This is a genomic window from Achromobacter deleyi (assembly GCF_016127315.1).
Taxonomy (GTDB): Bacteria; Pseudomonadota; Gammaproteobacteria; order Burkholderiales; family Burkholderiaceae_B; genus Achromobacter; species Achromobacter insuavis_A.
Genome location: NZ_CP065997.1, coordinates 1,702,181 through 1,716,953 on the forward strand (window position 1 = coordinate 1,702,181; position 14,773 = coordinate 1,716,953).

Consider the following 14,773-nt stretch of genomic DNA (forward strand, 5'->3'; position numbering starts at 1 on the left):
TCATGGCAAAACTGAGCAAGCGCGCCGCCGCCATTGCGCAAAAGATCGACCGCACCAAGCTGTACCCGGTCGCCGAAGCCCTGACCCTGGTCAAGGAAACCGCTGTCGCCAAGTTCAACGAATCGATTGACGTGGCCGTGCAGCTGGGCATCGACCCGAAGAAGTCGGACCAACTGGTCCGCGGCTCGGTCGTGCTGCCCGCCGGTACCGGCAAGTCGGTCCGCGTCGCCGTGTTCGCCCAAGGCGACAAGGCTGAGGCCGCCAAGGCCGCTGGCGCCGACATCGTCGGCCTGGACGACCTGGCTGACCAGATCAAGGCCGGTCAAATGGACTTCGACGTGGTCATCGCCTCGCCCGACACGATGCGTGTCGTCGGCGCCCTGGGTCAGATCCTGGGCCCGCGTGGCCTGATGCCGAACCCGAAGGTCGGCACCGTGACCCCCGACGTCGCCACCGCCGTCAAGAACGCCAAGGCCGGTCAGGTTCAGTACCGTACCGACAAGGCCGGCATCATCCACGCCACGATCGGCCGCGCGTCGTTCGGCGTGGAACAGCTGCAAACCAACCTGGCCGCTCTGGTCGACGCCCTGCAAAAGGCTCGTCCCGCCGCTGCCAAGGGCATTTACCTGCGCAAGCTGGCCGTTTCGTCCACGATGGGCGGCGGTGCGCGCGTGGAAATTGCCTCGCTGTCGGCTTCCAACTAAGCCAACAGCTGTAAACGTACTTTGGGCCGCATCCGGATTCCTCCGGATGCTGCTGTCAAAGACCGCTGGAGCAGGTCGGCGCGAAGGTTCTCCTTCCGCTGGAAGCAGTACCCCCGCTGCCCCGCTTAATCCCGAAGCTCGCACAGTTCGGATCCAGCGTAGACGGCGTCCCCAGGAAGATTTCTTTATATGAAGAACTCGACCAGGCGCCGCATTCGGTTGACGTGCAAGGCTTCGGCCCCAAGCGTCTTTTGATGGAGTGTTCAAACCGTGAGTCTCAATCGTCAAGAGAAAGCGGTGGTAATCGAGGAAGTCTCGGCCGAAGTGGCCAAGGCGCAATCGATTGTTATCGCCGAGTACCGTGGTCTGGACGTCGCCTCTGTCACCGTACTGCGCAAAACTGCGCGTGAATCGGGCGTGTATCTGCGTGTTCTGAAGAACTCGCTGGCCCGTCGTGCTGTTGCCGGCACGGCTTTCGAGCCGTTGGCTGAGCAACTGACCGGTCCGCTGATCTATGGCATCAGCACTGATCCGGTTTCGGCGGCCAAGGTCCTCGCAGGTTTCGCGAAAAGCAACGACAAGCTGGTCATCAAGGCGGGCGCTCTGCCCAACAACCTGTTGAACCAAGAAGGCGTGAAGGCCCTGGCCACCATGCCCTCGCGCGAAGAGTTGCTGTCGAAACTGCTGGGCACCATGCAAGCCCCCATCGCGCAATTCGTGCGTACGCTCAACGAAGTTCCGACCAAGTTCGCCCGTGGCCTCGCCGCCGTGCGCGACCAGAAGGCCGCGGCTTAATCCCCGCCCTTCACGGAATTCGCTGAACGACCGAGCGACACCCAAACCCTGGCATTACCAAAATTTTTGGAGTTCTGAAAAATGGCACTTAACAAAGCTGAAATCCTTGACGCCATCGCTGGCATGACCGTGCTCGAGCTGTCCGAGCTGATCAAGGAAATGGAAGAGAAGTTCGGCGTGTCGGCTGCTGCCGCCGCTGTCGCTGTCGCTGCTCCCGCCGCTGGTGGCGCTGCCGCCGCTGCTGAAGAGCAAACCGAGTTCACCGTTGTGCTGACCGAAGCCGGCGCCAACAAGGTGTCCGTCATCAAGGCCGTGCGCGAGCTGACCGGTCTGGGTCTGAAGGAAGCCAAGGACCTGGTCGACGGCGCTCCGAAGCCCGTCAAGGAAGCTGTGGCCAAGGCTGACGCCGAAGCCGCCAAGAAGAAGCTGGAAGAAGCTGGCGCCAAGGTCGAAGTCAAGTAAGACCTGCGTCAACTTGCCCGGGGACAGCGCAATTTGCCGTCCCCGGGCTTTTGCGTTTCCAGGAAACCCCTGCTGGGGTCAGGCCCTTTCCAGAGGGGTTTCCTGGAGTCGTATCACCTGGGGCCGTGGTTGACGGCCCATGCAACCTCGAGTCGGAGTGCTCATGCCTTACTCGTACACCGAAAAAAAGCGCATCCGCAAAAGCTTCGCCAAGCGTGAAGACGTTCAAAACGTTCCCTTCCTTTTGGCGACTCAGCTTCAATCCTACCTAACTTTCCTGCAGGCGGATACCGCCCCGTCCGATCGCGTAGCCGACGGTTTGCAGGCGGCGTTCTCGTCGATTTTCCCGATCGTTAGTCACAACGGTATGGCGCGCTTGGAGTTCGTGAGCTATGTGCTCGGCGAACCGGTGTTCGATGTCAAGGAATGTCAGCAACGTGGCCTGACCTATGCCTCGCCCCTGCGAGCCAAGGTCCGCCTGGTGCTGCTTGACCGCGAAGTCAGCAAGCCCACCGTCAAGGAAGTGAAGGAACAGGAAGTCTACATGGGCGAAATTCCGCTCATGACCGGCACCGGTTCGTTCGTCATCAACGGCACCGAGCGTGTCATCGTCTCGCAGCTGCACCGCTCGCCTGGCGTGTTCTTCGAACACGACCGCGGCAAGACGCACAGCTCGGGCAAGCTCCTGTTCTCGGCCCGCGTGATTCCTTACCGCGGTTCGTGGCTGGACTTCGAGTTCGACCCCAAGGACGTCCTGTTCTTCCGCGTCGACCGTCGCCGCAAGATGCCCGTGACGATCCTGTGCAAGGCGATCGGCATGACGCCCGAATCGATCCTGGCCAACTTCTTCGACTTCGACAACTTCGAATTGAAGAGCGAAGGCGGCATGATGGAATTCGTGCCCGAGCGTTGGAAGGGCGAAATGGCCCGTTTCGACATCGCGGACCGCTCCGGCAAGGTCATCGTCGAAAAAGACAAGCGTATCAACGCCAAGCATCTGCGCGACCTGGCTGCCGGCGGCATCCAGCGCATCTCCGTGCCGGAAGACTTCCTGTACGGCCGCGTGCTGGCCAAGAACATCGTTGACGCCGATACCGGCGAAGTCATCGCCAACGCCAACGACGAGATCACCGAAAGCGTGCTGGGCGCCCTGCGCGCCGCCAACGTGCACGACATCCAGACGCTCTACACGAACGACCTGGATCGCGGCCCGTACATCTCGCAAACGCTGCGCACCGATGAAACCGCCGACCAGATGGCCGCGCGCGTTGCCATCTACCGCATGATGCGTCCTGGCGAACCGCCCACCGAAGAAGCGGTGGAAGCGCTGTTCCAGCGCCTGTTCTACAGCGAAGAAACGTACGATCTGTCGCGCGTCGGCCGCATGAAGGTCAACAGCCGTCTGGGCCGTGGTGAGGACATCACCGGCCCGATGACGCTGACCAACGAAGACATCCTTGAAACCATCAAGGTGCTGGTCGAGCTGCGTAACGGCCGCGGCCAGATCGACGACATCGATCACTTGGGCAACCGCCGCGTGCGTTGCGTCGGCGAACTGGCCGAGAACCAGTTCCGCGCCGGCCTCGTGCGCGTCGAACGCGCCGTCAAGGAACGTCTGGGCCAGGCCGAGACCGAAAACCTGATGCCGCACGACCTGATCAACTCCAAGCCGATCTCGGCCGCCATCAAGGAGTTCTTCGGTTCGAGCCAGCTGTCGCAGTTCATGGACCAGACCAACCCGCTGTCGGAAATCACGCACAAGCGTCGCGTTTCCGCACTGGGCCCGGGCGGTCTGACCCGCGAGCGCGCCGGCTTTGAAGTCCGTGACGTGCACCCGACTCACTATGGCCGCGTCTGCCCGATCGAAACGCCGGAAGGCCCGAACATCGGTCTGATCAACTCCATGGCGCTGTACGCTCGTCTGAACGAGTACGGCTTCCTGGAAACGCCTTACCGCAAGATCATCGACGGCCGCGTCAGCGAGCAGATCGATTACCTGTCGGCCATCGAAGAAAGCCACTACGTCATCGCGCAGGCCAACGCCGCGCTGGACGAGCAGGGCGCCTTTGTCGACGACCTGGTCGCTTGCCGTGAAGCGGGCGAAACGATGTTGACCTCGCCGGCCAACGTGCACTACATGGACGTTGCCCCGTCGCAGATCGTGTCGGTCGCCGCCTCGCTGATTCCGTTCCTGGAGCACGACGACGCGAACCGCGCACTGATGGGCGCCAACATGCAACGTCAGGCCGTGCCTTGCCTGCGTCCGGAAAAGCCGGTCGTGGGTACGGGTATCGAGCGCACCGTGGCCGTTGACTCGGGCACCACCGTGCAGGCGCTGCGTGGCGGCCTGGTCGACCACGTCGACGCCGAGCGCGTGGTTATCCGCGTGAACGACGAAGAAAACGTCGCCGGCGAAGTCGGTGTCGATATCTACAACCTGATCAAGTACACGCGTTCCAACCAGAACACGAACATCAACCAGCGTCCCATCGTCAAGCGTGGCGACAAGGTCGCCAAGGGTGACGTGCTGGCCGACGGCGCATCGACCGACCTGGGCGAACTCGCCCTGGGTCAGAACATGCTGATCGCGTTCATGCCGTGGAACGGCTACAACTTCGAAGACTCGATCCTGATCTCCGAAAAGGTTGTTGCCGATGACCGCTACACCTCGGTTCACATCGAGGAATTGACGGTTGTCGCCCGCGACACGAAGCTCGGCCCGGAAGAAATCACGCGCGACATCAGCAACCTGGCCGAGACGCAACTGAACCGCCTGGACGATTCCGGCATCACCTACATCGGCGCCGAAGTCAGCGCCGACGACGTGCTGGTCGGCAAGGTCACGCCCAAGGGCGAAACCCAGCTGACGCCGGAAGAAAAGCTGCTGCGCGCCATCTTCGGTGAAAAGGCGTCCGACGTTAAGGACACCTCGCTGCGCGTGCCTTCGGGCATGACCGGCACCGTGATCGACGTGCAGGTGTTCACGCGTGAAGGCATCGTGCGCGACAAGCGCGCCCAGTCCATCATCGACGATGAACTGCGCCGCTACCGCCAGGACCTGAACGACCAGCTGCGCATCGTTGAAAACGACCAGTTCGACCGTATCGAAAAGATGCTGGTCAACAAGACCGTCAACGGCGGCCCGCGCAAGCTGGCCAAGGGCGCGACGATCACCAAGGCCTACCTGGCCGACCTGGATCGCTGGCAGTGGTTCGACATCCGCCTGGCCGACGAGCCCCACGCCGTGGTGCTGGAGCAGGCCAAGGAATCGCTCGAGCAGAAGCGTCACCAGTTCGACCTGGCCTTCGAAGAGAAGCGCAAGAAGCTGACGCAAGGCGACGAGCTGCCCCCGGGCGTGCTGAAGATGATCAAGGTCTACCTGGCCGTGAAGCGTCGTCTGCAGCCTGGCGACAAGATGGCAGGCCGTCACGGCAACAAGGGCGTGGTCTCGCGCATCACCCCGGTGGAAGACATGCCGCACATGGCTGACGGCACGCCGGCCGACATCGTTCTGAACCCGCTGGGCGTGCCCTCGCGGATGAACGTGGGTCAGGTGCTGGAAGTGCACTTGGGCTGGGCTGCCAAGGGCGTGGGCCACCGCATCGCCGACATGCTGCGCGACGAGCGCACCGCGCAGGTCAAGAACGTCCGTGCGTACCTGGACAAGGTCTACAACACGACCGGCACCGGCGCGCGCATCGACGAGCTGACCGACGAAGAAGTCATGGAAATGGCCCAGAACCTCAAGAACGGCGTGCCGTTCGCGACGCCCGTCTTCGACGGCGCGACCGAAGAGGAAATCACCAAGATGCTGGAACTGGCCTATCCGGACGAAGTCGCCAAGCGCATGGCGCTGACGCCCTCGCGCACGCAGGCGTGGCTGTACGACGGCCGCACCGGCGAGAAGTTCGAGCGTCCGGTCACCGTCGGCTACATGCACTACCTGAAGCTGCACCACTTGGTCGACGACAAGATGCACGCGCGTTCGACCGGCCCGTACTCGCTCGTGACCCAGCAGCCGCTGGGCGGCAAGGCGCAGTTCGGTGGCCAGCGTTTCGGGGAAATGGAAGTGTGGGCGCTGGAAGCATACGGCGCCGCCTACACCCTGCAGGAAATGCTGACGGTGAAGTCCGACGACATCACCGGCCGCACCAAGGTATACGAAAACATCGTCAAGGGCGATCACGTCATCGATGCCGGCATGCCGGAATCGTTCAACGTGCTGGTCAAGGAAATCCGCTCGTTGGCCCTGGACATGGATTTGGAGCGTAACTAATGAAAGCGCTACTCGACCTCTTTAAGCAAGTCTCGCAAGACGAGCAATTCGATGCCATCAAGATCGGCATCGCCTCGCCCGAGAAGATCCGTTCGTGGTCCTACGGCGAAGTTCGCAAGCCCGAGACCATCAACTACCGCACGTTCAAGCCTGAGCGCGACGGTCTGTTCTGCTCCAAGATCTTCGGCCCGATCAAGGACTACGAGTGCTTGTGCGGCAAGTACAAGCGCCTGAAGCACCGTGGCGTGATCTGCGAGAAGTGCGGCGTTGAAGTCACCGTTGCCAAGGTTCGCCGTGAACGCATGGGCCACATCGAACTGGCCAGCCCCGTCGCGCACATCTGGTTCCTGAAGAGCCTGCCGTCGCGTCTGGGCATGGTGCTCGACATGACCCTGCGCGACATCGAACGCGTTCTGTACTTCGAAGCCTGGTGCGTGATCGAACCCGGCATGACGCCGCTCAAGCGCGGCCAGATCATGTCGGATGACGATTTCCTGGCCAAGACCGAAGAGTACGGCGACGACTTCCGTGCCCTGATGGGCGCCGAAGCCGTGCGCGAACTGCTGCGCACCATCGACATCGACCGCGAAGTGGAAACGCTGCGCGGCGAACTGAAGGCCACCAGCTCGGAAGCCAAGATCAAGAAGATCTCCAAGCGCCTGAAGGTGCTGGAAGGCTTCCAGAAGTCCGGCATCAAGGCCGAGTGGATGGTCATGGAAGTGCTGCCCGTGCTGCCGCCGGACCTGCGTCCGCTGGTGCCGCTGGACGGCGGCCGCTTCGCGACCTCCGACCTGAACGACCTGTACCGCCGCGTCATCAACCGCAACAACCGTCTGAAGCGCCTGCTGGAGCTGAAGGCCCCTGAAATCATCCTGCGCAACGAAAAGCGCATGCTGCAGGAAGCCGTCGACTCGCTGCTGGACAACGGTCGCCGCGGCAAGGCCATGACCGGCGCCAACAAGCGCCAGCTCAAGTCCCTGGCCGACATGATCAAGGGCAAGAGCGGTCGTTTCCGCCAGAACCTGCTGGGCAAGCGCGTCGACTACTCGGGCCGTTCGGTCATCGTGGTGGGTCCGCAGCTCAAGCTGCACCAGTGCGGCCTGCCCAAGCTGATGGCCCTGGAACTGTTCAAGCCGTTCATCTTCAATCGCCTGGAGATGATGGGCCTGGCCACGACCATCAAGGCCGCCAAGAAACTGGTGGAAAGCCAGGAACCGGTGGTCTGGGACATCCTGGAAGAAGTCATCCGCGAACACCCGGTGATGCTGAACCGCGCGCCGACGCTGCACCGCCTGGGCATCCAGGCGTTCGAGCCGGTGCTGATCGAAGGCAAGGCCATCCAGTTGCACCCGCTGGTTTGCGCGGCGTTCAACGCCGACTTCGACGGTGACCAGATGGCCGTCCACGTGCCGCTGTCGCTGGAAGCCCAGCTCGAAGCGCGCACGCTGATGCTGGCTTCGAACAACGTGCTGTTCCCGGCCAACGGCGAACCGTCGATCGTGCCGTCCCAGGATATCGTGCTGGGTCTGTACTACACGACGCGCGAGCGCATCAACGGCAAGGGCGAAGGCATCTTCTTCACCGACGTCGCCGAAGTGCAACGCGCCTACGACAACGGCGAAGTGGAACTGCAGACGCGCATCACCGTGCGCCTGAAGGAACACGAGCGCGACGAAGCGGGTGAATGGCAGCCGGTGATCCGCCGCCACGAAACCACCGTCGGCCGCGCGCTGCTGTCCGAGATCCTGCCCAAGGGCCTGCCCTTCACCGTCCTGAACAAGGCGCTGAAGAAGAAGGAAATCTCGCGCCTGATCAACCAGTCGTTCCGCCGTTGCGGCCTGCGCGACACGGTGATCTTCGCCGACAAGCTGATGCAGTCGGGCTTCCGCCTGGCCACCCGCGGCGGTATCTCGATCGCCATGGGCGACATGCTGATCCCGTCGGCCAAGGAAGGCATCCTGGCCGAAGCCAGCCGTGAAGTGAAGGAAATCGACAAGCAGTACTCGTCGGGTCTGGTCACGTCCCAGGAACGCTACAACAACGTGGTGGACATCTGGGGCAAGGCCGGCGACAAGGTCGGCAAGGCGATGATGGAACAGCTGGCAACCGAACCCGTGGTCAACCGCCACGGCGAGGAAGTGCGCCAGGAATCGTTCAACTCCATCTACATGATGGCTGACTCGGGCGCCCGCGGTTCGGCCGCCCAGATCCGCCAGCTGGCCGGCATGCGCGGCCTGATGGCCAAGCCGGACGGCTCGATCATCGAGACGCCCATTACCGCGAACTTCCGTGAAGGTCTGAACGTGCTTCAGTACTTCATCTCGACTCACGGCGCGCGTAAGGGTCTGGCCGACACGGCACTGAAGACCGCGAACTCGGGTTACCTGACCCGTCGTCTGGTCGACGTGACGCAAGACCTGGTGATCACCGAGGACGATTGCGGTACGTCGCAGGGCTACAACATGAAGGCCCTGGTGGAAGGCGGTGAAGTCATCGAGCCGCTGCGCGACCGCATCCTGGGCCGCGTGGCTGCCATCGACATCGTCAACCCGGACACGCAGGAAACGGCGATCACCGCCGGCACCCTGCTGGACGAAGACATGGTCGACATGATCGACCGCATCGGCGTGGACGAAGTCAAGGTCCGCACGCCGCTGACGTGCGAAACGCGCCACGGCCTGTGCGCGCACTGCTACGGCCGTGACCTCGGCCGCGGCTCGCCGGTCAACCAGGGCGAAGCGGTTGGCGTCATCGCCGCCCAGTCCATCGGTGAACCGGGCACGCAGCTGACGATGCGTACGTTCCACATCGGTGGCGCGGCGTCGCGTTCGGCCCTGGCCAGCGCGGTGGAAACCAAGTCCAGCGGCGTGGTCGGCTTTGCCAGCACCATGCGCTACGTCACCAACGCCAAGGGCGAACGCGTCGCGATTTCGCGCTCGGGCGAACTGGCGATCTTCGACGACAACGGCCGCGAACGCGAACGCCACAAGATCCCGTACGGCGCGACCGTGCTGGTGGGCGATGGCGAGGCCGTGAAGGCCGGCGCGCGCCTGGCGACGTGGGATCCGCTGACCCGTCCGATCGTGTCGGAATACGGTGGCGCCGTCCGCTTCGAGAACATCGAAGAGGGCGTGACCGTGGCCAAGCAGGTGGACGAAGTCACCGGCCTGTCGACGCTCGTCGTCATCACGCCCAAGACCCGTGGCGGCAAGATCGTCATGCGTCCGCAGATCAAGCTGGCCAACGAGAACGGCGAAGACGTCAAGATCGCCGGCACCGATCACTCGGTGAACATCTCGTTCCCGGTCGGCGCGCTGATCACCGTGCGTGACGGCCAGCAGGTTGCCGTGGGTGAAGTCCTGGCGCGTATTCCGCAGGAATCGCAAAAGACCCGCGACATTACCGGCGGTCTGCCGCGCGTGGCCGAGCTGTTCGAAGCCCGTTCGCCCAAGGATGCCGGCATGCTCGCCGACGTCACCGGCACGGTCTCGTTCGGCAAGGACACCAAGGGCAAGCAGCGTCTGGTCATCACCGACCTGGAAGGCGTCAGCCACGAGTTCCTGATTCCGAAGGAAAAGCAGGTGCTGGTGCACGACGGCCAGGTGGTGAACAAGGGCGAAATGATCGTGGACGGCCCGGCCGATCCCCACGACATCCTGCGCCTGCAGGGCATCGAGAAGCTGGCGACCTACATCGTCGACGAAGTGCAGGACGTGTACCGTCTGCAGGGCGTGAAGATCAACGACAAGCACATCGAAGTGATTGTTCGTCAGATGCTGCGCCGTGTGAACATCGTCGATGCGGGCGATACCGAGTTCATCCCGGGCGAGCAGGTCGAGCGCTCCGAGCTGTTGAACGAGAACGACCGCGTCAACGCTGAAGACAAGCGTCCGGCTTCGTACGAAAACGTGCTGCTGGGTATCACCAAGGCCTCGCTGTCGACCGACTCGTTCATCTCGGCCGCCTCGTTCCAGGAAACCACGCGTGTCCTGACCGAAGCCGCCATCATGGGCAAGCGCGACGACCTGCGTGGCCTGAAGGAAAACGTCATCGTCGGCCGCCTGATCCCGGCCGGTACCGGCCTGGCGTACCACCATGCCCGTCGCGACAAGGAAGCCCTGGAGGCCGCGGAACGCGAAGCCGCCCGCCAGCTGGCCAACCCGTTCGAAGACTCGCCGGTCACGGTGGGCTCGGACGCCGATGCCCCGTCGTCCGACCTGGGCAGCGAGGACGCCGCCGAATAAGGGCGACGTCCGGTGCACCCCCCGCGCAGGACCGGCGGGGGAGGCCAGAAACAAAAAGGCCGCTGATGCGAATCAGCGGCCTTTTTTTGTCTGCGCGACGGGGCGCTGGCGCTACTTGGCCGCCTGGCCCTTGGCGCGCTGGAACACCGGGCCCCAGACCGGGTGGCCGGCTTCGTTCGGCGCCAGTTCGAAGGCGGGGTCCAGCTGCAGGATACGGCTGAAGCTGTCTTCGCAGAGTTGCGGGTACTTGCTGACGCAGTAGCTGAACGCCTGCAGCTTGTAGGCCTCGATGCGCACGGCCTTGCTGGAGCCGGCCAGCTCATCGGACCTGGCCACGCGGCGGATGACCTCGCCGTAATGCCCGGCGCTATATTGATCACGAACCTGTTGCAACTGCTCCAGCGCCTCGGGCGTGGGCGGATGGTCGGGCTGGGTGACCGGCAGGCCGGAACAGCCGGCCAGGGCGAACGATAATCCGAGCAAACTGCCGAGCAGGCGAATTTTCATGGGCTTTCATCTAGGTGGGGGAATTTGGCGATACGCTATCGTGCCACAGCCTGATGCGCTCCGACATTTTCGGCAATGTCCTTGCGTAACGGATTGGATAATATTCCGCCTATCCCCCCTCAACCCGTTTTCGCGCCCCTTGCGCAGTATGTTGAACATGTCCTCACCCGCCGGCCCGCACACGCCGCGCAGCCCTTTTTCAGGCGCCGCGCCGCTCGCGTTGCGCCCCTTGAGCGCCATCGCCGCCAGCGCGGCGGGCGGGGTGCCGGAAACCCGCATCAAACGGTTGTTGTCGGATCTGCTGCCTTCGCTGATGGGCCTGCATGCGCAGGGCGAAATATGCGGCGACATCTCGCTGGATACGGTGGGCATGGACGAAGGCGCGCGCGCGCACCTGCTGCCGGAGCTGTCGGTGCCCCGGTCGCGCCGCTCGGGGCTGACTCCCGTGCCGGGCTTCGCCCCGTTCGAGCTGTACACGGATTCGGCCGAATGGCCGCGCGGCCCCTGGACCGACGTCTATGCGCTCTGTGCGGTGATGCACGCGCTGGTGATCGGGCTGCGCCCGCCGCCGGCGCCGGAGCGCCGCGCCACGGACAGTTACGAGCCGCTGGCTTCGCTGGGCCTGACGAAGTACAGCCCGGCGTTCCTGGACGCGATCGATCGTGGCCTGGCCATGCTGCCGGCCGACCGCCCGCAGACCCTGGGTGAACTGGCCGCCCTGCTGGACATCGCGGTCTACGTGGATGAGTCGCCCGCCGCGCCGGAAACAGCCGCGGCCGAGGTGATGGCCGCGCCCGCCGCGCCGCCGGCAGTGGTCGCCAAACCGCGCGGTGGCGGCGGCCGGCCGCTGCTGCTTCTGCTGCTGCTGCTGGCGTTGATCGGGGCCGGCGCCTACGCCTGGATCCGTTCCGGGCTCGGCACCGGCAATGCCTTGATCACCCGTTCCGAAGTGGTGCAGCCGAATCCGCCGGCGGCGCCCGTTGCGCCACCCGCCGCGAGCCCCGCGCCGCCCGCCGCCGAACCGACGCCATCGCAGGCGGCAGCGCCCGCGCCGCAGGCCGCCCTGCCCGAGACACCCGCGCCGGACGCGGGCGGCACGGCGCCGCCGCCGCCCGCCACGGCGGAGCCGGACGCCAATGCGGCGCCCGCGACGCCGGGCGCACAGGAACCCGCCGCGCCGGCCGCGGCGCCACCGGAAGAGGCGCCCAAACCCAAGCCCGTGCCCGTGCTGGTGCGCCTGGACATCCGGCCGTGGGGCGAGGTGTGGATCAATGGCGTGGCGCGCGGCATCAGTCCGCCGGTCAAGGAATTGCGGCTGATTCCCGGCAAGTACCAGGTGTTGCTGCGCAACGCCGATCTGCCGCCCTATCGGGCAACGCTGGAAGTCAAGGCGGGCAAGCCGGCCGTCATCTCGCACGCCTTCCAGTGACGTGAACGCCGCCAGGTCCTAATCCTGGGCCGTGGCGTCCTCGGGCGCCATCGGCAGGCACAGCGTAAACACCGAGCCGACGCCCGCTTCGCTGGTCACCTCGACCTCGCCGCCGTGGCGTTGCGCCACGGTGCGCACGAAGGCCAATCCCAATCCCGCGCCGCCGACATCCCCGCGGGTGGCGACCCCGACCCGCGCGAACGGTTCGAACAGCCGCGCCAGGTCCTGCGCGGCGATGCCTTGTCCCTGGTCGCGGATGTGCACGCGCCAGTAGCCGGATGCCTGGTCGATGTCGCAGGTGATGCGGCTGTCGGCCGGGCTGTATTTGATGGCGTTGTCGATCAGGTTGCTCAAGGCCCGCATCAGCAGCGTCTGGTCGCCGCGCACGTAGGCCACCGGCAACGACGGCGCGACCGCCAGCGTGATGCCGCGCTTGTGCGCGGCCGCCCAGAATTCATCGACGCCATCCTGCAGCAGGCTGCCCAGGTCGAGGTCGACCGCGTTGATGGCCATCGATTCGGCGCGCGTCAGGTGCACGAAGTCATCGACCAGATGCAGTGTGCGGTTGGCCAGCGCGGCGATGCGGGTGAGGGTGTCGTCGCGGCCATCCTGCGGCGCGCCATCCTGCTTCATTTCGACCAGCGCCAGGATCGAGCTTTGCGGCGCGCGCATGTCGTGCGAGATGAAGCGCAGCGTCTCTTCGCGCTGGCGTTCGGCCTGGCGGATGCCGGAGATGTCGGTCAGGGTGGCGACGGTGCCGGCGAAGTTGCCCTCGGCGGTATGGATCGGCACGCATTTCAGGATCAGGTCGCGGCCGGCGTGGTCGCGCACTTCCAGGTCGGCGCTCCAAGGCGACTGTTCGGCGGCCGGTCCCTGGCCGCTCAGCACCTGGGCCACGCGTTGCCGGGTGGCGTCGTCGCCGATGGTCTTTTCCAGCAGGTGGATGGCGGGATGGCCGACCCGCGGTGGCCGCATGCCCAGCCGCTGGAAGTACATCACGGCGGCCTGGTTGCGAAATTGCATGCGGCCGTCCTGGTCGAACACGAGTGTCGCGTCGGGCATGCCGTCGAGCCCGTCGGCCAGGAAGCGCCGCAGGTTGCGCACCCGCGCCAGCGCGCGCCGCAGTTCGCCGACGCGGCTTTCGAGCGAGGCGCTGGTGCCGCCCGATTGCGCCCGGGCTTCGTTCAGCACCGGCGGGTATTCGCGCTGCAGTCGGCGCAATTCGTTGTCCATATAGCGCAGCGCGGCTTCCTGGCTGCGCCAGCTCCATAGCGGATAGCAGAGCGCCACGCCCACCAGCGCGGCGGTCGGCGCGAACCATTGATAGCTGTGGCCGAGCAGCAGCAGGCTGGCCAGCAGCACCAGCGCCAGCAGCCCGATGTTGACCAGCAGCGCCAGGTTGGGCGACAGGCGCCACAGCGCCAGGCAGGCCAGCAGCACCGGCAGGGCCGAGAACAGGGCATTGAGCCAGGGGGCGGGCGGCCGGAAGGCGATGTCGTCGTTGGCCGCCTGCAGCAGGTTGGCGATGATCTCCACGCCCGGCATGCCGCTGACCTCGTGCGAAACCGGCGTGGTGTAGGCATCGCCCAGGCCGGTGGCCCAGGCGCCCACCAGCACATACTTGCCGCGCAGCTGCTCGGGTGGCACGTCGCCGCGCAGCACCGACAGGTAGGACACCGCGCGCGTATGCGCCGCGGGGCCGGCGTAGGGAATCAGGATGCCGCCATCCTTGCCCGCGCGGCGCAGCAGCCGGTCGGCCATCGCCGTCTGGCCGCCCACGTCCAGCATGCTCAACGCGAAATGCTGCCAGCGCTCGCCGGCGAAACGCGTCGTCAGCATCGCCGACCGCAGCACGCCATCGGCATCCAGGTTGGCGTTGATGAAACCGCTGCCCGCCGCGGCCTGCGCCAGGATCGGGATCGGGGTGCTGATGGAGGAGGGATAGGCCAGGCGGTCCAGCACCACCGGCAGCACGGTGTGGCCATTGCGCCGCAGGCTGTCGGCGAGGATCGCGTCGTCGCCGGGATGGGTGGTGTCGGGTTCGGCGAAGATCAAATCCAGGCCGACCGCGCGCGCGCCCTGCAGGCGGTCCAGCAATGCCGCGTGCACCGCGCGGCGCCAGGGCCAGCGGCCGAGCGCGTCGATGCTGGTGTCGTCGATCGCCACGATCACGATGTCGGGCGACATGTCGCGGCCCGTCAGCGCGACGGCGCGGTCATACAGGATCTGGTCGACGCGTCCCAGGCCATTGAAGGAACCGAGCAGCGCGGCCAGCAGCGCCAGCGCCACCGTCAACCACAGGCCTGATCGCGAGGCCCGGTCGTTGGAGTCGGCGGCATCTGCCATGGGCGTGGAT

At 65.1% G+C, this 14,773-nt stretch carries 8 protein-coding genes; 6 read left to right on the forward strand and 2 right to left on the reverse strand.

Annotated features, from left to right (window positions below):
- Positions 1 to 2 precede the first annotated feature (2 nt).
- The 5 genes from rplA (at position 3) to rpoC (ending at position 10,481) form a co-directional block, all read left to right on the forward strand.
- The gene (gene rplA, locus I6I07_RS07605; RefSeq protein ID WP_006392088.1) at positions 3 to 704 is read left to right on the forward strand and encodes a 50S ribosomal protein L1; all 702 of its coding nucleotides are present in this window, start codon (positions 3 to 5) and stop codon (positions 702 to 704) included.
- A gap of 270 nt (positions 705 to 974) precedes the next feature.
- Entirely contained in the window at positions 975 to 1,499 is a 525-nt protein-coding gene (gene rplJ / locus I6I07_RS07610) for a 50S ribosomal protein L10 (protein ID WP_198486202.1), read from the forward strand.
- Between the two features lie 81 nt (positions 1,500 to 1,580).
- Positions 1,581 to 1,961 carry a 50S ribosomal protein L7/L12 gene (gene rplL, locus I6I07_RS07615; RefSeq protein ID WP_013397031.1) on the forward strand — a complete coding sequence of 127 codons (381 nt, stop codon included), beginning with the start codon at positions 1,581 to 1,583 and terminating at the stop codon, positions 1,959 to 1,961.
- A 163-nt stretch (positions 1,962 to 2,124) separates the two neighbouring features.
- Positions 2,125 to 6,237, forward strand: coding sequence for a DNA-directed RNA polymerase subunit beta (gene rpoB / locus I6I07_RS07620; protein ID WP_006392085.1), 4,113 nt, complete (start codon positions 2,125 to 2,127; stop codon positions 6,235 to 6,237).
- The gene (rpoC, locus tag I6I07_RS07625; protein ID WP_198486203.1) at positions 6,237 to 10,481 is read left to right on the forward strand and encodes a DNA-directed RNA polymerase subunit beta'; all 4,245 of its coding nucleotides are present in this window, start codon (positions 6,237 to 6,239) and stop codon (positions 10,479 to 10,481) included. Before rpoB ends, rpoC begins: the two co-directional genes overlap by 1 nt.
- Before the next feature lie 111 nt (positions 10,482 to 10,592).
- On the opposite strand, the gene I6I07_RS07630 is transcribed toward rpoC, so the two are convergent.
- Entirely contained in the window at positions 10,593 to 10,988 is a 396-nt protein-coding gene (locus tag I6I07_RS07630) for a TssQ family T6SS-associated lipoprotein (RefSeq protein ID WP_116520756.1), read from the reverse strand.
- Positions 10,989 to 11,145: 157 nt separating this feature from the next.
- On the opposite strand from I6I07_RS07630, the gene I6I07_RS07635 reads away from it, so the two are divergent.
- Positions 11,146 to 12,417 carry a serine/threonine protein kinase gene (locus I6I07_RS07635; protein WP_198486204.1) on the forward strand — a complete coding sequence of 424 codons (1,272 nt, stop codon included), beginning with the start codon at positions 11,146 to 11,148 and terminating at the stop codon, positions 12,415 to 12,417.
- Between the two features lie 18 nt (positions 12,418 to 12,435).
- Here the strand turns inward: I6I07_RS07635 and I6I07_RS07640 are convergent, their stop codons facing one another.
- The gene (locus I6I07_RS07640) at positions 12,436 to 14,763 is read right to left on the reverse strand and encodes a CHASE2 domain-containing protein (protein ID WP_198486205.1); all 2,328 of its coding nucleotides are present in this window, start codon (positions 14,761 to 14,763) and stop codon (positions 12,436 to 12,438) included.
- Positions 14,764 to 14,773: the final 10 nt, after the last annotated feature.

Excerpts from the sequence above, each read along its gene's own strand:
- rplA (WP_006392088.1), top strand. The coding sequence starts at position 3 with ATGGCAAAACTGAGCAAGCGCGCCGCCGCCATTGCGCAAAAGATCGAC.
- rplL (WP_013397031.1), top strand. The coding sequence starts at position 1,581 with ATGGCACTTAACAAAGCTGAAATCCTTGACGCCATCGCTGGCATGACC.
- rpoB (WP_006392085.1), top strand. The coding sequence starts at position 2,125 with ATGCCTTACTCGTACACCGAAAAAAAGCGCATCCGCAAAAGCTTCGCC.
- rpoC (WP_198486203.1), top strand. The coding sequence starts at position 6,237 with ATGAAAGCGCTACTCGACCTCTTTAAGCAAGTCTCGCAAGACGAGCAA.
- I6I07_RS07630 (WP_116520756.1), bottom strand. The coding sequence starts at position 10,988 with ATGAAAATTCGCCTGCTCGGCAGTTTGCTCGGATTATCGTTCGCCCTG.
- I6I07_RS07635 (WP_198486204.1), top strand. The coding sequence starts at position 11,146 with ATGTCCTCACCCGCCGGCCCGCACACGCCGCGCAGCCCTTTTTCAGGC.
- I6I07_RS07640 (WP_198486205.1), bottom strand. The coding sequence starts at position 14,763 with ATGGCAGATGCCGCCGACTCCAACGACCGGGCCTCGCGATCAGGCCTG.